At 41.0% G+C, this 23916-nt stretch carries 22 protein-coding genes; 5 read left to right on the top strand and 17 right to left on the bottom strand.

The features are described from left to right. Positions 1-8 precede the first annotated feature (8 nt). Complete coding sequence (locus tag D0T50_RS01305; RefSeq protein WP_163221162.1) at positions 9-1667, top strand: AMP-binding protein; 1659 nt, start codon at positions 9-11, stop codon at positions 1665-1667. A 69-nt stretch (positions 1668-1736) separates the two neighbouring features. Here the strand turns inward: D0T50_RS01305 and D0T50_RS01300 are convergent, their stop codons facing one another. Then, positions 1737-3659, bottom strand: a complete 1923-nt coding sequence (locus D0T50_RS01300; RefSeq protein ID WP_163221160.1) for an NAD(+) synthase — start codon at positions 3657-3659, stop codon at positions 1737-1739. A 140-nt stretch (positions 3660-3799) separates the two neighbouring features. Between D0T50_RS01300 and D0T50_RS01295 the strand changes: the two genes are divergently transcribed. After that, positions 3800-4435: a SagB/ThcOx family dehydrogenase gene (locus D0T50_RS01295; protein WP_163221158.1), complete on the top strand. Its 636-nt coding sequence runs from the start codon at positions 3800-3802 to the stop codon at positions 4433-4435. A gap of 166 nt (positions 4436-4601) precedes the next feature. Here the strand turns inward: D0T50_RS01295 and D0T50_RS01290 are convergent, their stop codons facing one another. Next, on the bottom strand, positions 4602-5021 hold the full coding sequence (locus tag D0T50_RS01290; protein ID WP_163221156.1) for a DUF4878 domain-containing protein: 420 nt from the start codon (positions 5019-5021) through the stop codon (positions 4602-4604). A gap of 112 nt (positions 5022-5133) precedes the next feature. Here D0T50_RS01290 and D0T50_RS01285 point away from each other — a divergent pair, with 112 nt between their 5' ends. Beyond that, complete coding sequence (locus D0T50_RS01285; RefSeq protein ID WP_163221154.1) at positions 5134-6123, top strand: NAD-dependent epimerase/dehydratase family protein; 990 nt, start codon at positions 5134-5136, stop codon at positions 6121-6123. Between the two features lie 9 nt (positions 6124-6132). Here the strand turns inward: D0T50_RS01285 and hisB are convergent, their stop codons facing one another. The 7 genes from hisB to D0T50_RS01250 form a co-directional block, all read right to left on the bottom strand. Continuing rightward, positions 6133-7257 (bottom strand): bifunctional histidinol-phosphatase/imidazoleglycerol-phosphate dehydratase HisB, encoded by a 1125-nt coding sequence (hisB, locus tag D0T50_RS01280; protein ID WP_163221152.1) that lies wholly within the window; start codon positions 7255-7257, stop codon positions 6133-6135. Between the two features lie 12 nt (positions 7258-7269). Beyond that, positions 7270-8313: a histidinol-phosphate transaminase gene (gene hisC / locus D0T50_RS01275; RefSeq protein WP_163221150.1), complete on the bottom strand. Its 1044-nt coding sequence runs from the start codon at positions 8311-8313 to the stop codon at positions 7270-7272. An 8-nt stretch (positions 8314-8321) separates the two neighbouring features. Continuing rightward, on the bottom strand, positions 8322-9605 hold the full coding sequence (gene hisD, locus D0T50_RS01270) for a histidinol dehydrogenase (protein ID WP_163221148.1): 1284 nt from the start codon (positions 9603-9605) through the stop codon (positions 8322-8324). Positions 9606-9632: 27 nt separating this feature from the next. Then, positions 9633-10484, bottom strand: a complete 852-nt coding sequence (hisG, locus tag D0T50_RS01265; protein ID WP_163221146.1) for an ATP phosphoribosyltransferase — start codon at positions 10482-10484, stop codon at positions 9633-9635. Between the two features lie 222 nt (positions 10485-10706). Continuing rightward, positions 10707-11174 carry a PaaI family thioesterase gene (locus D0T50_RS01260; protein ID WP_163221144.1) on the bottom strand — a complete coding sequence of 156 codons (468 nt, stop codon included), beginning with the start codon at positions 11172-11174 and terminating at the stop codon, positions 10707-10709. Positions 11175-11649: 475 nt separating this feature from the next. Continuing rightward, positions 11650-13644: a protein-disulfide reductase DsbD gene (locus D0T50_RS01255; protein WP_163221142.1), complete on the bottom strand. Its 1995-nt coding sequence runs from the start codon at positions 13642-13644 to the stop codon at positions 11650-11652. Between the two features lie 9 nt (positions 13645-13653). Further along, positions 13654-13953 carry a Dabb family protein gene (locus D0T50_RS01250; RefSeq protein WP_163221141.1) on the bottom strand — a complete coding sequence of 100 codons (300 nt, stop codon included), beginning with the start codon at positions 13951-13953 and terminating at the stop codon, positions 13654-13656. Between the two features lie 118 nt (positions 13954-14071). On the opposite strand from D0T50_RS01250, the gene udk reads away from it, so the two are divergent. Next, a complete protein-coding gene (udk, locus tag D0T50_RS01245; protein ID WP_163221139.1) occupies positions 14072-14677 on the top strand; it encodes a uridine kinase in 606 nt (201 codons plus the stop codon). A 5-nt stretch (positions 14678-14682) separates the two neighbouring features. Beyond that, positions 14683-16077 (top strand): transglycosylase SLT domain-containing protein, encoded by a 1395-nt coding sequence (locus tag D0T50_RS01240; RefSeq protein WP_163221137.1) that lies wholly within the window; start codon positions 14683-14685, stop codon positions 16075-16077. Here the strand turns inward: D0T50_RS01240 and D0T50_RS01235 are convergent. The 8 genes from D0T50_RS01235 to D0T50_RS01205 form a co-directional block, all read right to left on the bottom strand. Further along, complete coding sequence (locus tag D0T50_RS01235) at positions 16060-17625, bottom strand: sodium:solute symporter family protein (protein ID WP_163221135.1); 1566 nt, start codon at positions 17623-17625, stop codon at positions 16060-16062. The two genes, D0T50_RS01240 and D0T50_RS01235, sit on opposite strands and share 18 nt — an antisense overlap. After that, complete coding sequence (locus D0T50_RS13705; protein ID WP_239058177.1) at positions 17625-17747, bottom strand: symporter small accessory protein; 123 nt, start codon at positions 17745-17747, stop codon at positions 17625-17627. The genes D0T50_RS01235 and D0T50_RS13705 overlap by 1 nt, the downstream gene beginning before the upstream one ends. Positions 17748-17829: 82 nt before the next feature. Beyond that, a complete protein-coding gene (gene metH, locus D0T50_RS01230; protein ID WP_163221133.1) occupies positions 17830-20574 on the bottom strand; it encodes a methionine synthase in 2745 nt (914 codons plus the stop codon). After that, positions 20543-21493, bottom strand: coding sequence for a nucleoside recognition domain-containing protein (locus D0T50_RS01225; RefSeq protein WP_163221131.1), 951 nt, complete (start codon positions 21491-21493; stop codon positions 20543-20545). The genes metH and D0T50_RS01225 overlap by 32 nt, the downstream gene beginning before the upstream one ends. A gap of 38 nt (positions 21494-21531) precedes the next feature. Beyond that, complete coding sequence (gene smpB / locus D0T50_RS01220; RefSeq protein WP_163221130.1) at positions 21532-21990, bottom strand: SsrA-binding protein; 459 nt, start codon at positions 21988-21990, stop codon at positions 21532-21534. A gap of 3 nt (positions 21991-21993) precedes the next feature. Next, a complete protein-coding gene (locus tag D0T50_RS01215) occupies positions 21994-22569 on the bottom strand; it encodes a Yip1 family protein (RefSeq protein WP_163221128.1) in 576 nt (191 codons plus the stop codon). Then, positions 22570-23271: a hypothetical protein gene (locus D0T50_RS01210; protein ID WP_163221126.1), complete on the bottom strand. Its 702-nt coding sequence runs from the start codon at positions 23269-23271 to the stop codon at positions 22570-22572. A 139-nt stretch (positions 23272-23410) separates the two neighbouring features. Further along, complete coding sequence (locus D0T50_RS01205; RefSeq protein ID WP_163221124.1) at positions 23411-23911, bottom strand: DMP19 family protein; 501 nt, start codon at positions 23909-23911, stop codon at positions 23411-23413. Positions 23912-23916: the final 5 nt, after the last annotated feature.

The raw sequence follows: 23916 nt of genomic DNA, 5'->3' as shown, positions 1-23916 counted from the left end.
CAAGTATAATGGATCAAAGTTTTATTGCTTATATTGAAAACAGTATTAAGAGCAATTGGGATTTATATGCCCTAACAGATTACAAAGGTGCTACATTACAATACAAAGATGTAGCTCGCAAGATTGAGAAAATACACATTATTTTTGAAGAAAGTGGTGTAAAGAAGGGGGATAAAATAGCAATCTGTGGGCGAAATAGTTCACATTGGGGGGTTGCTTTTCTTGCCACAGTTACCTACGGAGCAGTAGCAGTTCCTATTTTACACGAATTCAAAGCCGACAATGTACACAACATCGTAAATCACTCTGAAGCAAAACTTCTCTTTGTTGGTGATATCGTTTGGGAAAACCTCAACGAGGCTGCTATGCCATTGTTGGAAGGAGTACTATCGGTTACAGATTTCTCTACTCTTGTTTCCCGCTCTAAGAAGCTAACACACGCAAGAGAACACTTAAATGAAATGTTCGGAAAGAAATACCCCAAAAATTTCCGCACCGAACACGTGAGTTATCACAAAGATCAACCCGAAGAGTTAGCAGTTATCAACTACACTTCCGGAACAACCAGTTATTCTAAAGGTGTAATGATTCCATATCGTAGCTTATGGTCAAACGTCAAGTTCGCTTTTGAGGTATTAACGCTGAATAAAGGCGATAAAATTGTTTCTATGCTGCCTATGGCACACATGTATGGCATGTCATTCGAATTCTTATATGAGTTTGCTGCCGGTTGCCAGATATTCTTCCTTACCCGTACGCCCAGCCCAAAGATTATCTTCCAGGCATTTGAAGAGGTAAAGCCACAATTGGTTGTTGCCGTTCCGTTGATTATTGAAAAGATTATCAAGAAGAACGTGCTGCCCAAACTGCAAACCCCAACGATGAAGATACTCCTTAAAGTACCTATTATTAATGATAAGATAAAAGCGCACGTACGCGAACAAGTTATCAATGCCTTTGGCGGAAACTTCTATGAAGTTATTGTTGGTGGAGCCGCATTTAATCAGGAGGTAGAGCAATTTTTACGTATGATCGAATTCCCTTACACTGTAGGATATGGTATGACAGAGTGCGCACCTATTATTTGCTACGAAGATTGGAAGAGATTCAAATTGGGATCATGCGGTAAAGCAGTACCGCGCATGGAGGTAAAAATACTTTCGAGCGACCCCCAAAACATTGTTGGAGAAATTGTATGTAAAGGAGCCAACACCATGCTTGGTTACTATAAAAACGAAGAAGCAACCCGCGAAGTACTCGATGCTGACGGTTGGTTGCACACCGGCGACCTTGGCGTAATGGATGCCGAAGGTAATGTTACCATTCGCGGACGTAGCAAAAATATGTTGCTTGGTGCCAGTGGGCAGAATATCTATCCAGAAGAAATAGAAGATAAGTTAAACAACATGCCTTATGTTTCTGAAAGCATCATTGTACAGCAAAACGAAAAACTGGTAGGATTGGTTTATCCTGACTTTGATGACGCGTTTGCACATGGACTTAAAGCCAGCGATATGGAACAGCTTATGGAAGAGAATCGCATTGCCTTGAATGCTACGCTTCCTGCCTACTCGCAAATACACAAAATGAAAATCTACCCCGAAGAATTTGAAAAGACTCCTAAAAAGAGCATCAAACGCTTCTTGTATCAAGAAGCAAAAGGGTAATTTGTATATATTTATGTTACATGAAACGGAGCCGCCTCGTCTATTAGTTGAGGTAGCTCCGTTTGTTTTTTATAATTCTTCTATCTCCCGTAGCCAAGCAGCTGCACTTGCATCGCTTGGCATACGCCAATCACCTCGTGGGCTAAGTGTAATGCTACCCACCTTTGGTCCGTCGGGCATACAAGAGCGCTTAAATTGCTGAGTAAAGAATCGACGGAAGAAAGTGTGCAACCATTTCTTCAACACGCCATCATCATACACTCCCTTAAAAGCTATTTGCGCAAGGAAGTATATTTTTGCAGGCGTAAAACCAAAACGCAGGAAGTTGTTTAAATAGAAATCATGCAATTCGTATGGCCCTACTAAATCTTCTGTTTTTTGCTTAATATTTCCATCTTCATCAGCCGGAATGAGTTCGGGACTGATAGGCGTTTCTACTATATCGAACAGGGTGGCCTTCGTTTCATTAGCTACTTCATTTTCGGCAACCCATTTCACTAAATACTTAACTAAAGTTTTAGGAATGCTTGCATTAACGCTATACATAGACATATGGTCGCCATTATAAGTTGCCCAACCCAACGCCAGCTCAGACAAATCACCCGTACCAACCACAAGTCCATTTACTTGATTGGCAACATCCATAAGTATCTGTGTGCGCTCGCGGGCTTGCGCATTCTCATAAGTTACATCATGCTGGGTTATATCATGCTGAATATCCTCAAAGTGCTGGATACAGGCAGCTTTAATACTAATCTCACGAGTAGAGATGCCCAATGTTTGCATCAGTGAAAGAGCATTATTATAAGTCCTGTCCGTAGTACCGAATCCTGGCATCGTAATGCCAAGTATCCCTGTTCGCGGAAGGTTCAACTTATCAAAAGTTCTCACGCAGACGAGTAATGCCAAAGTAGAATCAAGTCCGCCCGATATTCCTAACACTACAGTTTTGGAGTTGGTATGTAGCAATCGTTGTGCCAATCCGGCTACCTGAATAGAGAAAATCTCTTCACAACGTTCATGAAGCTCATTGTCTGACGGGATGAAAGGATGCGGATCAATCCAACGACCTATTTCAATGGGTTTACTTGGATAGTCAACGCGTACTTTTCGGGCAACCTCTTTTACTTCAGCTTCTTTGCTTGCGGCAAAAGTCGTATTTACCCGACGTTCCATTTGCAAACGCTCCACATCAATATCGCCAACAATAAGTTGTTCTCCCAATTCAAAGCGTTTGTTAGAGGCTATTAGTGAACCATTTTCGTAAATCAATCCGTTACCGGCAAAAACCACATCGGTAGTCGATTCGCCAAAACCACACGAGGCAAACACATATCCAGCCAAACAACGCGCCGATTGTTGTGCTATGAGTGAGCGCAAATAATTATTTTTAGCAATGCCTTCATTATCGGCTGAGAGATTGAAGATAACTTCCGCACCTTTCAATACTTGGTATGAACTGGGAGGGATAGGCGCCCACAAATCCTCGCATATCTCTACGCCAAAGGTTATTTGTGGAGTTTCAAACAGCAAATCTGTTCCTATCGGCACACTTTGGCCGCAGAAGTAAGCCTCTTTTTCTGCCAACATGCTTGCCGATGCAAACCAACGACGTTCGTAGAATTCTTTATAATTGGGCAAGTAGGTTTTAGGAACAACACCAAGTATCTTACCTTTGCGAATAACTACAGCTGTATTATAAACAGTTGAATTAAATGCAATCGGCATACCCAAGATAGAGATAATATCCAGCGAGCGGGTATTGTTCAGAATCTGCATGAGTGCTTGCTCAGCACTTTGCAACAAGAATTGCTGAGCAAACAAGTCGCCACACGTATATCCGGTAACGCACAATTCCGGGAAAACCAATACTTGCACATTTACTCCTTCGGCACGGGTTATGATACTTTCAATTTGTTCTGCATTGCTCCTGCAATCACCAATACTCACACGAGGAATGGCTGCTGCTACTTTTACGAAACCGTAGTTCATACTTCAACTATTTTTATTACTCATACAAAGGTAGTTATTTTTTAATAAAGGAATGATGTCTAAACATTGTATAACCTTTGTCCTTTCAATCCTTTTTCTAACTTTGCAGTACGTATTCCATTTATAAATAAACAACAAACATGAAAAAGATCAGTTTATTATTCGCGCTATTGATGATTGCCGCTATCGGACGAGCTGCCGATAAGGTTATCGAGTTAAAAAAGCCCAACATGGAGCGTTCGGGCACAGTAATGAAAGCTTTGGCAGAGCGAAAATCAACCCGCGAGTTTTCCAACAAAGCATTGAGCATTGCCGACTTATCGGATGTACTTTGGGCTGCAAACGGAATTAATCGCCCTGCCGACGGTAAACGAACTGCGCCATCGGCCATGAATCGCCAAGATGTAGATATCTATGTATTGTTCAAAGAGGGTGCGTACTTATACGATGCCAAGGGAAACAAACTAACTTTGGTTGCCGAAGGAAACTTCATTCCTTATGCCGCCAGCCAACAAGCGTATGTAAATGAAGCGTCTGTGGTACTACTTTTGGTTAGTAATTTGTCTAAACTGGGTGATCCGAAGAATGAAATGACCCGCACAATGGGAGCTGCCGACGCTGGCATTATTTCGCAAAACATCTCTATTTTCTGCGCGGCAGCCAATCTGGCTACAGTTCCTCGCGGTTACATGGAGAAAGATAAATTAAAAGCAGCGCTGAAGCTAAAAGAATCGGAAGAACCTATTTTGAATCATCCAATAGGATATTTTAAGTAGAAGAGTTTCTGAAGAAGGCTATGACCGACCGGTTGCGAGCCTATGGATGAATGGTTGTGAGCCTATGGATGAATGGTTGTGAGCCTATGGCTGAGGGGTCGCGAGCCTATGGATGAAGGAGCATGAGACTATGGCTGATGCTCCTTCTTCTATAAACCGCCTTAATTTACTCTACAACAATGCGCCAATGCCCATTTACATTGGTCAATTTGTAGTTATAATCTTCTGATGTTCCATCTTCAAACTCTTGCAAAATGTAAACACGTGCTGTTTTATCATCCGAAGTCTTCATTTCCGATAGAAGTTTTACGTTTTTAACCCCGCCTTTCTTCTCTATTGCCTGTTTCAAAGAGTTTAGCGCAGCACTCATCGCCTCTTTTGCCTTATCCGAAGGCAGATTTTCTCCCAATAAGAATATTTCGCCAAACTTCTCGTAATCACCCTGTTTCAAGTAATCGTAATGTTTCAAAACCGTTTCTCCGGGAGCAATAGTAGAAGCTATATGCTTAGAACCGCCCGACGAGCATGAGGTAAACGCAAAAAGCAGAAGCAAAAAAAGGCTCAGAGAGGTAAGAATTTTCTTCATGATAAATATCGTTTTACTATTATTGAAAGTCGCAAAAGTACAAAAAAAAGAATAGCCAAGTCGCTTAATTGATTACATTTGTAACCTTTACACACGAATAATCCAAAAGCTCATGATATTGATAACCGGAAGTAGCGGACTGGTAGGTGGTCATTTACTCATCTCGCTCTTGCGAAAAGGCGAAAACGTACGCGCATTGTTAAGGTCTTCTTCACGTTTAGACGAGTTGCGACTCATTTGCCACTTTTACAACGAAGAGTTCGACAGCATATACAATAAGGTAGAATGGGTAGAGGGCGACTTGCTCAACAAAACCTCGCTACTACAGGCTATGAGCGATGTAAACAGGGTGTATCACTGCGCTGCTGTAGTCTCTTTCGGTAGCAGCACCGCCAATACATTGTGGGATACGAACGTGGCAGGTACCCGCAACATGGTAGAAGCAGCTCTCGAAAGCTCTATCAAATCATTTGTTTTTGTTTCTTCCATTGGCGCGCTTGGCACAGCAATAGCCGGAAAACCGGTCGATGAGGAAACGCCCTGGAACACCGCAAACGTGTCATCGGTATACACCAACAGCAAATACGCCTCAGAACAAGAAGTGTGGAAGGGTATCGCAAAGGGGTTGCAAGCTATCATCGTAAACCCCGGCATTGTTTTGGGAGCCGGAGATTTCACTAAAAGCAGCCTGCAACTTATTGAACAAATACGCAAAGGAATGCCTTTCTACACCCGGCAAAAAAGCGGATATGTAGATGTAGGCGATGTGTGCCGTGCCATCGAGCTACTTCTGGAAAAGGAGTTGTATAACCAACGCTTCGTTTTAGTAGCCGAAAGCCTGACTAACAAGGAACTTTTTACCTTCATTGCCCGCGCGTTGAATAAGCGTCCGCCATTTATAGCCGTTGGCAAGACAGGGCTGAAAATAGCTTGCTTCCTCAACACATTGCTTTCCAAAGTCACCGGGAAACCACCATTGATAACACCCGAAATTGCACGTTCGGCAAGCAAGCAAACTGTTTATTCATCGGATAAGATTATAAATGCGACAGGCTTTGTGTTTACACCCATTGAAGAATGTATAAAGAAGGCGGTACAATAAGAAGGTGTTTTATAAAACACCTTTTGTGCTGGGAAGCTCGTAGTGATATACATCTCTCTTTATGGCCATCTTTATGGCACGCGCCAACGCTTTGAAAATTCCTTCTATTTTATGGTGTTCGTTCTGCCCTTCGGCTTTGATGTTGAGATTCATCTTAGCTGCATCGCTCAATGATTTGAAGAAATGCAGGAACATTTCGGTAGGCATCTCCCCTATTTTTTCTCTTGTAAACTCGGCATCCCACACTAACCAAGGGCGACCGCCAAAATCTAAACAAACCTGACAAAGACAATCATCCATAGGCAACGCGTAACCGTAACGCTCTATACCGCGCTTGGAACCCAACGCCTGATACAGACACTCGCCCAGCGCGATGGCCGTATCTTCGATGGTGTGATGCTCATCTACATGCAGGTCGCCTTTTACCCGAATGGTAACATCTATACCGGCGTGCTTACCTATCTGTTCGAGCATGTGGTCGAAGAAGCCAAGTCCGGTAGAGATATCGCACACACCATTGCCATCTAAATTAAGGGCAATGTATATATCCGTTTCGTGTGTGACGCGGGCTACCTGGGCTGTTCGTTCGCCGGCAAAAAGGAACTCGGCAATACGGTCCCAGTCCGTTGTGGCAAGCGCGCAGTAGGCATCCAATCCTTTTTCCTGAAGCTCCTCGCTACTATCCTGTAAATAAATAGCACGACAACCCAGATTCTTAGCCAGCTCTACATCCGTAACACGGTCGCCCAGAACAAAGCTACCGGCAAGATCGTAGGCCGGATTATCTATATATTTACCCAACAAACCGGTACGAGGCTTACGCGTCGGTGCATTATCGGCAGGGAAACTGCGGTCAATAAAGATTTCGTCGAACGTAATACCCTCACCTTCCAATGTTTTCAGCATGAGATTGTGTGCCGGCCAAAAGGTTTCTTCGGGAAACGACGCTGTTCCGAGCCCATCCTGATTAGTAACCATGGCAAATTCGAAATCGAGCTTGCTGCGAATAAACGAAAGGTTACGGAATACTTTTGGATAAAACTCCAGTTTCTCCAACGCATCCAACTGATAATCTACCGGTGGTTCGATAACCAGCGTACCATCTCTATCTATAAATAAAACTTTTTTCTTCATGATAATCCTGTTTTAGCTTGCCTGATAGGCTTTCAAGGCATCCAGTAATTGATGATTTTCCACACGACTGCCAACGGTTATACGCAAACAGTTATCACAGAGCACAACATTGGTACGGTTGCGCACGATGATACCCAACCCCACCAAGTAGTTGTAAATAGCTGTTGCGTCGGTTACGCGCGCCAAAAAGAAATTAGCATCCGAATGAAATACCTTCTCCACGCAAGGTAGTTTGGCAAACTCCTTCATTAATTCCGCTCGTGTATCCAACAGCGTCTTTACCCACTTTTCAATATCATGGTATTTGAGGAGCATATCCAATCCCTGTTTCTGAGTAAGTAAATTTACATTGTAAGGGTACTTAATTTTACTAAAGATATCGATAATATCTGCCGACGCATACGCCATTCCTAATCGGATAGCCGCCGAGCCCCATGCCTTAGAGAAAGTTTGCAGCACCACCAAGTTGGGGTGTTTATGCAATTTAGTAAGGTAAGAAGCTAGGTTTGAGAAATCGATGTATGCTTCGTCTATGACCACAATTCCGTCGAATTCATGAAGTACACGGTCTATCTCCTTATGTAACAAATTGTTGCCCGTGGGATTATTGGGTGAGCAAAGAAAAATAAGCTTGGTATGTTCATCTACAGCAGCCAAGAGGTCATCGGCCGAGAATTGAAACTCTTCGTTGAGCAAGACCTTGCGATAGGCAACATTATTTATGTCGGCACACACCTGATACATACCGTAAGTAGGATCTATGGCAACTACATTATCTATAGCCGGTTCGCAGAAAGCACGAAACAACAAATCAATTGCCTCATCGCTACCATTTCCTAAGAAAATCTGTTCGGGTTTTACACCTTTCAGGCGTGATAAAGCTAACTTCAATTCGTTTTGCAACGGGTCGGGATAGCGATTGATTGGAGTGTTGAATGGGTTTTCGTTCGCATCCAGAAAAACAGACGCAACCGCTCCTTTGTATTCATCCCGTGCAGAAGAATAAGGCTTCAGATTCCAAATATTGGGACGTGTCAATTCTTGTAATGTTTTCATTTTGTGCATTATTTTAGTTCACTCAATCGGATGGTAACTGCATTTTTGTGTGCATCAAGCGCTTCGTTTGCTGCCATTATTTCAATAGCAGGGCCTATTGCCTCAATTCCTTGTGGAGTTATTTCCTGAAAGGTTATTTTGCGAATAAAACTATCCAGACTTACCCCGCTGTAGGCTTTGGCATAGCCGTTGGTAGGAAGCGTATGGTTAGTGCCCGAAGCATAATCGCCCGCGCTTTCAGGGGTAAGATGTCCGAGGAAAACAGAACCGGCGTTCACTACCCTATCGGCAAGTTGCATATAATTGGCAGCTTCAATAATAAGATGCTCAGGAGCGTACTCGTTGGTCATAGCAATGGCCTCGTCCATGTTCTTTACAAGGATTAGCTTACTGTTTTTGAGCGATTGCGCGGCAATTTCCTTACGTGGTAATTCATTCAACTGCTTTTCTACTTCACTCAGCACTTCGTTAAGTAATTCACTCGAAGTTGTTATCAACACCGCCTGACTATCTACGCCGTGCTCTGCCTGCGACAGCAAGTCGGCAGCTACAAAACGCGGATTAGCTGTTTCGTCGGCAAGCACTTCTACCTCCGAGGGACCTGCAGGCATATCAATCGCAACTTCTCGCAACCCAACCAACTGCTTTGCGGCTGTAACATATTGGTTGCCCGGACCGAATATTTTATATACCTTCGGAATACTTTCGGTTCCGTACGCCATTGCACCAATTGCCTGTATACCACCAGCTTTGAATATCTTACTTACTCCGGCTACTTTGGCTGCGTAAAGAATAGCAGGATGAATACACCCTTCCTGATTGGGGGGTGTACACAACACAATCTCCGCGCAACCGGCAATGCGTGCTGGTATTGCCAGCATCAATACGGTAGAGAAAAGTGGCGCTGTGCCTCCGGGAATGTATAACCCCACCTTTTCGATAGCAACAGCTTTCTGCCAACAGGTAACACCGGGAGTGGTTTCTACCTTTTTCCCTTCGAAACGTTGAGCTTGGTGGAATTTCTCAATATTACTTTTAGCCAAGCAAATAGCCTCTTTCAGTGCCGGTTCAACTTTCTGTTCTGCTTCGATAATCTCCCTTTCGCTTACAGCCAACGATTGCAGTTGCACTTTGTCAAACTTGGCTTCGTATTTGATAACAGCGGAGTCTCCCCCCTGCTTAATTTCATCAAGCACAACACGAACTGTCTCAAACAAACTTGTACTGTCAATTTCCGGTCGTTTGAGGAGTTCCGCCCACGCTTCCTGTTCGGGGTGTTTATAGATTTTCATTGCTTTTTCTTTTTGTAGAAACAGATATTACACAATCATCTTCTCTATGGGAAGCACCAAGATACCTTGCGCGCCAAGAGCTTTCAATTTTCCGATAATCTCCCAAAAACATTTCTCGTCGAGCACAGTATGTACCGAGCACCAATCTTCCTGCGCCAATGGCATTACCGTGGGGCTTTTCATACCGGGTAACAAAGCAATAATACTGTCGAGCGCACTCTTTGGGGCGTTCATCAAAACATACTTTTTGTCTTCGGCAGTCTTCACAGCATCAATGCGGAAGAGCAGTTCATCAAGAATTTCTTTTTTCTCTGCGTTCAGATTTTTATTTGCAATCAACAATGCTTCCGATTTCATGATTACTTCCACCTCCTTCAGTCTATTGCTCACCAATGTAGAACCTGAGCTGACAATATCGAAGATAGCATCTGCCAATCCGATACCGGGTGCTATCTCTACAGAACCGGTTATTTCGTGTATTTCGGCATTCACACCATGTTCTTTCATATAGTTACTCAAGATAACCGGATATGAAGTCGCAATCTTTTTTCCTTCAAACCAGCCGATACCTGTGTATTCTATATCTTTGGGCATAGCCAACGACAAACGACACTTACTAAATCCCAGTCGTTTAACAACCACTGCGTCCTCGCGTTTCTCCATGTACTCATTCTCGCCAACGATACCCAAATCTGCCACTCCCGTAGCCACCGATTGTGGTATATCGTCATCGCGAAGGAAGAGAATTTCTACCGGAAAGTTGGGCGACTGCACCAGCAGACTTCGTTTCATTGCACTTATTTTGATATCTGCTTCGCTAAGAAGTTCCATCGTTTCTTCGTATAATCTGCCTTTGGCTTGTACTGCGATTCGTAACATAATGCTTTAAGTTTATTGAATTTTTGATTGATTCGTAAAATAAAAAAGGCTTACCCTGCGGCAAGCCTTACTATATCATATACACAATATCATCTCTGCCCACCGATTAATCGTTAGGTAAATGATGATGAAGTGTAGTCATTTTATTCATATTTCTTATTATTTACGCAACAAATGTAAGGTATTTCTTTTAATTAGCCAAACATTTATCACAAAAAAGCATTATTCCAAATCACAACCGGCAAAAAACATCTCTTCCCTTGCCTTTTCTTGTGGAAAAGTAAAATAAGTACAAACCGCTTTGGTGCACAATTCGCCATCTTTATTAAATAGACGTGCTTCAATCAATATTACGTTGCGTTTTACTTCAATTATATTGGCGCGAAGTTCTATATGACTGTCTGTGGTATCGACCGATTTCATATAACGAGTTTCCATCTTTGAAGTTACCCCGGTGGTTTGCAGTTTGCGAAGCACCACCCAAGCACAAATTTCATCGAGTAGTACTGCTTGAATACCTCCATGTAGTGTATTCAGCCACCCTTGATATTCAGAACTTGGCTTCCAAATACTCACTATTTCATCGCCGTCTTCATAAAATTCCATTTTTACGCCGGCAGGATTATGAGGTGCACAGCCAAAACAGTTATATCCTTCTACATTACGAAATGGATTTGTTATCTTCTTCATTTTTCAGTTTATTGTTTACGTTTACTTTTCTTAGTTTGAAGCACAAATATATAAATTAAACTCGTCTTAAAAAAGTGAGGTCTGTCTAAGAAAGCATCTGCATAACTACCTACTGGATATAAATAGTTAGTTAATGTGCGAGTCCGTTTTTCTGCTTATGGCATTTGGAGCTAGAACCATAAGCATTTGGAGCAAATGCTATAAGCATTCAGTGCAAATACTATAAGGATTCAGAACGAATACTATAAGCATTGTAATTTCGGACTGTTTTTCACTTCACTTTGAACCGCATTTTGCATCGTTTCGGACTTTGTTTTACAGCAAAAAGAAGTCCAAAAATCTTGTGAAGACCCTGTGAAAGCAAAAAGAGAAGGTCTTCACACACAACTCGCTTACTGCCATTTACTTACAGCGCTTTGTGAATGTGAAGACCTATTCCGTCAAACTATACTTGGAGCGTATAGCGCATGTTTTGTCAACGAACTGCTTTCTTGTAATTACTCAAACCGGTTTGTAGAAACTCAACGTATTTATCAATATCTTCATCATAAGCATACGATTTGTTTAATGGTTTACCTTCATTATCCAGCAGTACATAAAACGGTTGCGCGTTAGCACTGAATTTTACATTTTGAAGATAACTCCATTTATCACCAAGTGTACGAAGCGTACGTTCCTTACCGTTTTCCGTAATCTTTATACGTTCGGGCAATGGCGTTTTATTGTCTACATAAAGAGTTATTAGTACGTAGTCATTGTTGATGATGCTTCCTACCTTTGGGTCTGTCCACACAGCAAGTTCCATCTTGCGGCAGTTTACACAACCATAACCAGTAAAATCGACCATGACCGGTTTACCATGCAGGCGGGCATACTCCATACCAGCGTCGTAATCGTCGAACTTAGCATGTACTTCGTTTGTATAAAGATTAAAATCTTGCGTATTCATAGGTGGAGCAAAAGCACTTACTGCCTTCAACGGTGCTCCCCACAAACCGGGAACCATATACACAGCAAATGCCAACGATACCAACGCCATGAAGAAACGGGTTACACCTACTTTAGTTTCATCATCATCGTGCGGGAATTTGATTTTCCCCAACAGATAGAATCCCAGTAAGGCGAAGATGACAATCCATAGAGCAAGGAAAGTTTCGCGATCGAGAATACCCCAACCATAAGCTAAGTCGGCAACCGATAAGAATTTAAGCGCAAATGCCAATTCAAGGAAGCCAAGTGTAACCTTAATTACATTCATCCAGCCACCCGACTTCGGCATAGATTTCAGCCACGATGGGAAAAGCGCAAACAGTGTAAATGGTAATGCCAGAGCAATAGCAAAGCCAAACATACAAATCATAGGTGCAATGATATTGCCTGTTGTAGAAACCTCTACCAGCACAAAACCGATGATAGGTCCTGTACACGAGAAAGAAACCAATGCCAACGTAAATGCCATCAGGAAGATACTGATTAATCCACTTGTTTTCTCCGCTTTGCTGTCTACCGAATTGCTCCACTTAGACGGCAACGTTATTTCAAACGCTCCAAAGAAAGAAGCTGCGAAGACAACTAACATTAAAAAGAAGATAATATTAAATATAGCATTGGTAGAAAGGGCATTTAGTGCATTGGCTCCAAATATTAATGTAATAGCAATGCCCAGCACCACATAAATAATCACAATAGAAACACCATACGTAACCGCATCGGTGATTGCTTTTGCTCTGTCTTTGGTTCTTTTCAGGAAGAAGCTAACCGTCATAGGAATAATTGGCCATACACAGGGGGTGAACAAAGCCAACAACCCACCAACAAAACCCGCGATAAAGATATATAACCAAGACATATCTTTTTGTGAGGTGGTTTCGCCAAAGGCTTGTAACTCCGAGATAACCGGTTGCCATAAATCTGTTTTGTTAACACTTGCCGGTTCCTCTTCCACTGGCTGCAGTGTAGCCGATACCTCTTCGGTAGTTGTTGGTGTAACTGCAGCTACAGCAACAGCGGCATTACTTTTTTGCTGACCTGAGTAAGCAAATTCTACTGCCGTTGGTGGTAAGCAGGTTTCGTCATTGCAAGAGCCATATTCCAGGTAGCCTCCTATTTTATAGGTAGCACCGGTAACTTTGAACTTCTGCACAAACTCACCACTCTCTTCGAAATATCGCACATCCATCTCGAAAATATTGTCATACTTGGCTATTTCTTTTCCACGAGGAGTAAGTTTACCCACAAGTTCCACACCTTCTGATGTTTCTAGATTAAGCGTAGCAGATGTAGGTCCGTCACCAAGCTCGGTGGAGTAAACATGCCAACCTTGCTCTATCGAAGCGGCAAAAACCAATTCATATTCATTATCGGCGATAGTATTCAGTGTTGTTTTGAAGGTTACAGGTTCAAACATTTGGGCGTTTAATGTACATGCTAATAAACACAACGCCGAAAAAATTATTGATATTCTTTTCATACTATTCAATTAAAATTCGTAATCTACACAAGAACGGTTTTCTTTCACATCGGATATAATACTTGCAGCAGCTACATGGTCGGGATGCGTAGCATACGTCTTTAGGTCTTCCAACGAATCAAACTCACTATAAAGTGCAATATCCCATGTTTCGGAAGCATTTATATTCAAGCCAACTTCAATATTGCGAATGATGGATATTTTGGGAGGTAAACTTTCTATTGCAGACTTAAAGGCTTTCATGATAATCAGTTTTTCATCGGTAGGAATCTCTGATTTTAGCTTAAATAAGACAATGTGTTTAATCATATGGAAATTATATATTAATTATTTTCTATATTTGCATATACGTGCTTACTTATTGTCAATAAACACTAAGTTAATCCACGCAAAAATAGTAGATTTGTTTCAAATAGATATATAAACGATGTTAATAATAGGAATAGCAGGCGGAACAGGTTCAGGAAAAACCACCGTCGTAAAGAAAATCATAGAGAGTTTGGGAGCAAGCGAAGTTGTTTTATTACCGCAAGACTCCTACTATAAAGACAGCAGTCATGTGCCTGTTGAAGAACGGCAAAACATTAATTTTGACCACCCCGACGCATTCGACTGGGATTTACTATCCGAACAAATCACCAAACTACGAGCAGGAGAAAGTATTGAACAACCCACCTATTCCTATCTGACGTGTACCCGCCAACCCGAAACCATACACATTGAGCCATGTCCGGTTATTATCATCGAGGGTATTCTGGCATTGTGTGATGAGCGCCTACGCAGCCTGATGGATTTGAAGGTTTTTGTAGATGCCGACCCCGACGAACGTTTGATTCGTGTAATTCAACGCGATATTGTTAAACGCGGACGAACTGCCGAAGCTGTAATGCAACGATATACACGTGTACTGAAACCTATGCATTTGCAGTTTATAGAGCCAACTAAACGCTATGCCGACCTGATTATCCCCGAAGGTGGAAACAACAAAATTGCTATTAAAATATTAACCATGTATATTAAAAAGCATTTGTAGAGAAGATGAGAACGCTATGCTCATTGTTGCTTTTCTCCTTATTGTTGACAAGCTGCAACCATAAAAAGTCAACAAAAGAAACAGGCTACGACCTTCCGCAAATTGTAGATAGCGGAGAGTTGGTGGTGTTAACACTGAACAGCTCTATATCTTACTTCAACTATCGTGGACAGGAAATGGGATTTCAGTACGAACTTGCACAACAATTTGCCGAAACCCTTGGTGTAAGTTTACGCATGGAGACAGCCAATAACGTGCAGGAACTCATTGAAAAACTACTTAATGGTGAAGGAGACATTATAGCGTACAACATGCCAATTACTATTCCGCTAAAAGATAGCCTGCTTTATTGTGGAAAAGAAACGGTAACCCACCAAGTCCTCGTACAAAGAGGAACAGAAAAGGTAGTAAAAGATGTTACCGAACTTATTGGCAAGGAAATACATGTACGAACCGGTAAGTATTACGACCGGCTCAACCTGCTCAACAAAGAACTGGGTGGAGGAATAAACATACAATTAGTAGATAACGACAGCATCAATAGCGAAGACCTTATTATTCAAGTAGCACAAGGAAAAATTCCCTATACCGTAGCCGATAACGATCTTGCATTATTAAACAAGACCTATTTTCCTAACTTGAATGTGCGACTACCCGTAAGCTACGACCAACGTTCTTCATGGGCGGTACGCAAAGATTGTCCGCTCCTTGCCGAAGCTGCCAACAAATGGCACGAAGAGAATATCACTTCTCCTGCCTATACCGCAAGTATGAAACGTTATTTTGAAACCAGTAAAGCTATACCATATACAGCTATTTTATCCCTACGAGAAGGAAAGATATCACTATACGACACATTCTTCAAGCAATATGCGCAAGAGATAAACTGGGACTGGCGGCTACTTGCAGCTTTAGCCTACACCGAATCTAACTTTGACCCAGATGTTGTTTCATGGGCAGGTGCACAAGGATTAATGCAACTCATGCCTGCTACGGCACGTGCTATGGGTGTTCCGGGTGATAAGATGAATGACCCCGAAGAGAGTATCAAAGGTGCGGTAAAATATATCAAATCCGTAAACAGAAGTCTTGGAATGATTACTGACAATAACGAACGAATAAAATTCGTGTTGGCTGCTTACAATGGTGGATTAGGACACATTTACGATGCCATGGCATTAGCAGAAAAGTATGGAAAAGACAAGTACGTTTGGGACGATAACGTAGAAACTTACCTATTGCTTAAAAGCCACGAACAATACTACGCCGACCCCGTTTGCAAAAACGGTTACTTTAGAGGAACCGAAACTTACAACTTCGTAAAAGATATAATCTCACGGTTCAATACGTACAAATCGAAAATTAAAGAGTATCCTCAAGCGTTACCTGCTTACCCCTAGTTTGCTGCGAGTATTCAAACTTACTACCACTATTGCCAGTATTGATAACGGAAGTGCAAAAAGTATTGGATCAACTACAGGAAATGGATAGGTTTCAATAAGCACATCCTTACCAAAGAATGCTTTGCAAATACCAAGAGCCGCCGCTTCCTTCTCGTGCAAGAATATCAATGCGAACAAACTAGCCAAAGTACCCACCCACATACTTGCGTATGCTCCCTGACGAGTAACACGCTTCCAGTATAATGCACAAAAATAAGCGGGAAGAAAGGCGGAAGCGCAAATACCCATAAACATAGCCGTACCGCGAGCAATAATATCATTGGGTAGCATATAGCAGATGATATAGCTAACAAGGATTGCAAACAAGATGCCTAACCGAATAACGTTTGTAAGTTTGCCACGCGAACGAGGGTTGTAAGTACTATATATATCCGATCCGGCTGCTGCTCCCATTGTATGGAACTGAGAACTCAAGGTAGACATACTTGCCGATAGAATACAAAGCATAAAGACTGCTGCAAACCAATTGGGCATAGCTTTGTCTATAAAATAAGGAATAATTTTATCGATATCTTTTACAACTTCAGTAGCTACAGCTCCTTCTGTTTTCAAAAAGAATAAATTACTAAGCGAACCCACATGATAGATAGAGCCTACCGTAATCAAGATAAAAAGACAACCGACCAACACACCACGATTGAGTTGCTTGCTACTTTTAACGGTCATAAAGCGAACCACTAATTGTGGTTGTGCCAAACATCCCAAGCCTACACCAAGTATCAACGATGTTACCAAGCTATACCATTGAGGAGATCCGGCGACAGGCATTTTTGTCCACCCCTGATGTCCTACGGCTTGGAGTTTTTCAGGAACAAGAGGTGCTATTTTGGTTAATTCCTCATTTGCCTCGACAAAGCCCATACCAATAACTTTGTAAAAGCCATAGAGCAAAAATAGCATACAGCTAAACATGATCATTGCCTGCATGGCATCTGTGTACATCACTCCTTTAATTCCTCCGGCAAGTACATACGCAGAGACAACCAAAGTAAATATAAGTAGAGCAATGTTAAAGTCTATTTGAAATATTTGTTCAATGAAAACAGCACCACCTTTCATCACCACCGCAGCATACAGCGGCATTCCAAGAAAGATTACTGCTGCCACAAACACTTGTATAGATCGTGAGCGATAAAACTTACCTAAGAGTTGTGGAAAGGTACCTACATTCAACTTCACTCCCAACCTACGAGTACGCAAACCGAAAAAGATAAAAGCAATAACCACTCCAACAAACATATTCAGAAAGCAAAGCCACTGAATACCCATACCAAAAGCAGCCGAAAAACCACCAAAACCAACAATAGCTGATGCCGAAATAAATGCAGCACCATAAGAAAGTGCCATTACAATGGGGTTCATTTCTCTACCACCTACCAAATAATCGTTTGAGGAAGTTGTTCTACGATAACCCAGATAACCGAAGAATGCAATAAGCAAGAGATAAGCAACTACTATGAGTCCTAATATAAAAGTATTATCCATTATTCTTCGTCTTTATCGTTTTCTTTATTCCAGTTCTTCGCACCATACCAAATAGAAAAAAGTACGCATACCACCGATAAGAGGTAGGGTAAGTATATCAGAGAGTCTTCAATTCCAAACATTTTGCTGCAATTATTTATGAATATCGCGCAAAAATATACAATAAAATTAGGAATAGAAACAAAAAGACGAAAAATCAACTATTTAATCAAACAAATTCAATTTATTCTTCCGTGCATCTTCCAATGAGACAGAGATAACCTTCGATTCATTGCTTTTTTCACGCAACTGCTCATATTCATAGTTCAACTCCTCTACAAACTCTTTCCGATTATTCAAGTTCATCAACTTATTGGCTACAGTAGCATTTTGCGAAGCATCTTTTAAGTGTACAACAGGTGCATTATAAACCGGAGCAATCTTTAAAGCAGTATGGAGTTTGGAAGTGGTAGCCCCACCTATTAATAAAGGTATGTGCAATCCGGCTTTCTGAAGTTCAACAGCTACATGCACCATTTCCTCAAGTGAAGGAGTAATCAAACCACTAAGACCAATCATGTCTACTTTTGCTTCGATTGCTTTCTGCACAATTGTTTCTGCAGGAACCATAACACCAAGATCTATTATTTCATAGCTATTGCATGCCATTACAACAGAAACTATATTCTTACCAATATCGTGCACATCGCCTTTTACTGTAGCAAGTAGCACTTTACCAGCCGAAGCGACACCTTCTTGCTTCTCCTCTTCAATAATGGGCTGCAGAATAGAAACTGCTTTCTTCATGGTACGAGCTGTTTTTACCACCTGCGGTAAGAACATTTTCCCCTCGCCAAACAACACACCAACCTTACTCATACCTTCCATAAGCGGTCCTTCAATAATATCAACGGCTTTAGGATATTGAGTTAGTATTTCTTGGATATCCTGCTCCAAATAATCTCCTATTCCTTTCATTAAGGCATATTGTAAACGATCATTTACAGGCAAATCACGCCAAGCAGTATGCTTGGCTTCAGCAGAAACTGTTTCAGTAGCTCCCTTCAATTGTTCGGCCAATTCAACTAAGCGTCCGGCTGCATCAGGTCGTCTATTCAAGACAACATCTTCAATGCAAATCAATACATCCTGAGGAATGTCATTGTATAATACCGAGGTAGCCGGATTGACAATACCCATGTCCAGTCCTTCGCGTATGGCATGATATAAAAATACTGCATGCATAGCCTCGCGAATATAGTTGTTGCCACGGAATGAGAAAGAAAGATTACTAATTCCACCACTTACACTTGCTCCGGGAAGATTTTTTTTAATCCAACCTGTCGCCTTAATGAAATCTACTGCATAGTTATTATGCTCTTCAATCCCTGTAGCAATAGCCAATACATTGGGGTCAAAGATTATATCGCAGGGATTATAATTCAGTTTATCGACCAGCAACCGATATGCTCTTTCACAAATTCCAATTTTACGTTCAAATGTATCTGCCTGTCCGTTTTCATCAAAAGCCATAACTACTACAGCTGCACCATATGAGCGCAAAGTACGCGCCTGCTCAACAAACTTGGCTTCGCCCTCTTTCAAAGAAATAGAATTTACAATGTGTTTTCCTTGTACGCACTTCAATCCGGCAAGTAACACTTCCCACTTCGAAGAATCAATCATCAACGGCACACGCGCTATTTCTGGTTCTGAAGCAATTAAATTAAGGAAAGTAGTCATTTCTTCTTTTGCATCGAGTAATCCATCATCCATGTTAAAATCAAGAATCAACGCACCATCTTCTACTTGCTTACGTGCGATAGAGAGTGCTTCGTCGTATTTCTTTTCTTGAATCAATCGAAGAAATTTGCGCGATCCCGCCACATTGCAGCGCTCACCTATATTTACAAAATTCATTTCGCTCTTTACCTCTAGCAGCTCCAATCCTGATAACCAAAGGTTAGTTGGTTTGGTTGCAGGTACATGCAACTTAGCTGTGTTAAGTAAAGAAGGATACTCGGCTATATATTTATCGGTTGTACCGCAACATCCACCAATAATATTAACTAATCCTTCATCCAAATACTCTTTTACCTGCATAGCCATTTCTTTTGGACTTTGATCATACAACCCAAGACTATTGGGTAATCCGGCATTAGGATAAGCACTAATATAATAAGGAGCCTTGAGGGCTAGTTGCTCTAGGAAAGGTTTCAACTGGCGTGCACCAAATGAGCAGTTCAAACCAATAGAAAAGATATTTGCATGCTGCACAGATGCTAGAAAGGCATCAAGTGTTTGTCCTGAGAGCGTTCGCCCTCCAATGTCAGAAACAGTAATAGAAAGCATGAGTGGCACTTGCTTATTTGTTCTTTGCATTGCTTCCTCTGCTGCATAGATTGCTGCCTTGGCGTTTAGTGTATCAAAAATTGTTTCAATAAGTATTGCATCTACGCCACCAGTCAACAAAGTCTCTATTTGTTCAATATAAGAAACAACCAATTCATCATATGTCATGGATCGTAATGCTGGGTTGTTTACATCGGGCGACATGGAAGTCGTTTTGTTTGTAGGTCCTATCGAAGCAATAACAAATCGAGGTTTATCGGGGGTTTTTATAGTATATTCATCGGCAACCTCACGAGCTATTTTTACAGCGGCAAGATTTATTTCGCGTACGTAAGCCTCCATGTGGTAGTCTGCCATAGATATGGAAGTTGCGTTGAAAGTATTAGTTTCTATTAAATCGGCACCGGCTTCAAGATATTTACGATGAATATCTTGTATTACATCCGGACGAGTCAGGTTTAATAAATCATTGTTCCCTTTGAGTTGCCCGGGTACATGTGCAAAACGTTCACCACGAAAATCCTCTTCTTGTAAATTATATTGTTGTATCATGGTGCCCATTGCACCGTCAAGAATCAAAATACGCTCACAAATGAGTTCTTGAATAGTTCTTTTCATTTTTATCCTTCCTTATATATAAAATGAGTCGGCGACCCCATACCACTATCATAGCCAGCAGTAAACGAGTGCTTACAATTATCCAGAAATTGACTCCCAGCGCTACAAATAGTAGTGTATCTTCTAACAATGAATGAGATATAGCTAAATGGTGATTAACTACGTTGGAGTCTTTCAATGTCAATTTTCCTTCTTCAACCAAATCTACCATAACCGCCCCACCATAAGCTAATCCAATCACATTGCCCACAATCCACAGAAAAGAAGAGTCTTTAGGCAAACCAAATAGTTTCATCAACGGTTCTAACGGACGGGATATGATATCTATTAACTTAAACTCGGACAGCATACGCTGCAGTATCATTAGTGCTGTTACAATAACAACAATAGTCACAATCAATATCAGAGAACTGTACAACCACGCTTGTAGCACAGCACCCAGCGATTCGTAATTATCAACATGTACTTGTTGGAAGAAAGGAGTGTCGCTAACAGGTAGCGTCATATTCAAAAAAATGGCTGCTACAAAAGCTACAGAGATACGCAGCAACACCATGCCCCAAAATGAAGAACCGGTTTTCTTAGTTACGGCACACTCCACAATCAAGTTGTGAGCAATTAGGCACATTACCGAAAGTATAGTGGCTTCACGCAATGTTATAGCCAAAGAAGTCATCACAGCAATAGCTGCGTAAAGCGGTAAAAATATACTGGTTATAAAAACAATAGCAGTAACACCAGGCAGACCAACAAAATTGAAAAGTGGATGCAAAAATTCTGCCAAGTAGTCAATTATACCATAATATTGCAATAGGCGAACAAGCAAAGAGATGGGAAGTATTAATTTCAACAGCCAAAGACAGAGCCGTCCCGACTTAGGTAAAGCTGTACGAACACATCTCAATAATCGTTCTTTCATGAGTAATTAGATGTATGAAACCGCAGAAACGACAGTTATCAATAATTAATCTTCTTTATTCGATCCATGTCGCGTTTATCATCTTTCTCGCGCAGACTCTCGCGTTTGTCGTACTGCTTTTTACCTTTAGCAAGTGCAATAACGATTTTTGCCAGTCCCTTCTCATTGATAAACATGCGAGATGGTATAATGGTGAAGCCAGTTTCTTTGATTCCGCGTTCCAGTTTCTTCAATTCTTTTTTATTAAGTAACAGCTTACGGTCTCTCCGTGCATTATGATTGTTATACGAGCCATAAAAATATTCTGCAATATGAATATTCTTCACCCATAATTCTCCTTTTACAAAAAAGCAATATGTATCCACAAGGGCGGCTTTCCCAAGACGAATAGATTTAATTTCCGTACCTGTAAGGACAATACCCGCCGTAAATGTTTCAAGAAATTCGTAATCGAAACTGGCACGTTTATTTTTTATATTTACAGTAGGTTGCTTCATTATTTAGTGTAGAATAAAGAGTAATTTATTGAATACTGTTTGTATGAGCATCGGGCAAATAATGATAAAGAACGATACTATCAGTGTGAACTTCAATTTGATCTCTTCTTTTATATCCAGCAAAATGGTTGTTCCCTCCCACACTACATATACAGTATAGAACAAAGACAGTAATCCAATAAAAGTAAAACTCGGGAAAATACCAGTAACAATATTCGTCAAAAAAATAACAACCAGCGAATAGCCCACCAGTTGATAAATAGAGTTTATGTCATTAGGTAACTGTAGATATCTCACTGCTATTTCATTGATAACATACGAAGCTAGAAAATAGCCACCAAATAATGAAACAGCCATCACGCAACACTCCGTCATTGCATACTGAAAAGCAGCCGGACTACCCCACCCTTTATCGAATAGCGCACCCAAAAACACCGAGAGTGAGCATAAAGTAATCATAGGATAAACAAAAGCTGTATGTACCTTTCGCTTATCCTCTTCCAAACGAATTTCCTCCCAAGCCTTCGCCGGGGAGGAAATCAATAAGAGCGCTATTCTAAATATTTCTTTATAATTCAATTAATACTGGATTTTTACTTTAATCGGTCCTTGTGATAATTCAGCACCTGTATCATTAGCCACAACTTTTACAGAAATAGAGTCGTTGGTTGTACCAAAAAACTTCACATCAGGAAACTCTGTTTCAATATAATTTCTATAAGGAAGGTCAAAGCTGAACGCAGTGTCTGTTTCTTCATACTTATTAACGACTTTACCCGATTGAACAAACTTAAACACTAACGTACCGTCTTCAACTCTATCGGCATATAAGGTAAAATCAGAAAGCGCTGATTCTTTATCGTAATAATACCGTGCCCATACGTCAAGATAACCTTGTCCAGAAGTAAGTCCTTTTAAAGCTACAATAGGTGTGTTTTGTTCAACTGGCTCTTCAGAAAATTCACACATACCCATAATTGAGCTATAATAGTCAAAATTAACGTTATATTTAGTTTTTCCTGATTCGAAGTCCTCTCCATCCATCATTGAGAAAACAATAACCACACGATCCGGATAAGTACCATCTGTTAGTTTCATTGCGGTTGGATTTTGTATATTTAAGGTAAAGCCATCATCTGTATATAAGTACAACCCACCAGCACTAAGCATACCTCTTGCTATTCCTTGTGGTGCAGAATCGTCTGAATTAAGACAAGATGTGAGTGTTGTTCCAACAAAAAGAATCATCATGGCAAACGCCCAAGTTTTCAAATTTTTCATAATCACTAGTATTTTCTTTCAATATTTTGAGTGTGCAAATATAGATAAACAAGAAGAGATGCACACGTTAATCCCTCCTTATTTTATTATTTTTATAAGAATAAATACAAAGGGAGTAAAAATACTGCATCTTTTAATTTTATTTTTTCACGTTGGCAAACAAATTTATGTTTTCATCAACATACGAGGCAATAATGGTGGTTATCAGTTCCTCTGTTTCCATGAAGGTTTCTTCCAGATCATCAAAGGCTTCGTATTGTTCATACATAGCCATAAACTCATCGTCTGTACGCTCTCTTTCAAGATCCTGACGATTCGCATCAAAAATCTCTTTCGCACTGTAAATTAGTTTGGAGAACTCTTTTGCTCCCCACAAACGCATAGCTTTAGCAAAAGGATTATCGAAAATATAACCACCATAACCATTCTGTATAAGCTGACAAAACCCACCATCCATCAGTTCTTGTCTTAATATGTAATAAGAGAGCAAGGAATGTTGTTCGCCCGTAAGAAGATGCATATTCTCAGCACTGGGATCTCCACCAAGTGCCTCTTGATAGGCATCAATGAACACTTTTATAAATTCGTCCATTCCCTTTTGTGCGGCTTTTTGCAGCGCGGCATCAGCAACTTCAATCATAATCG

It is taken from the genome of Bacteroides sp. 214 (assembly GCF_010501015.1).
In the GTDB taxonomy this organism is placed as follows: Bacteria; Bacteroidota; Bacteroidia; order Bacteroidales; family Bacteroidaceae; genus Bacteroides.
The sequence above is the reverse complement of the archived record's forward strand: the minus strand, read 5'-3'. Positions and strand labels throughout refer to the sequence as shown.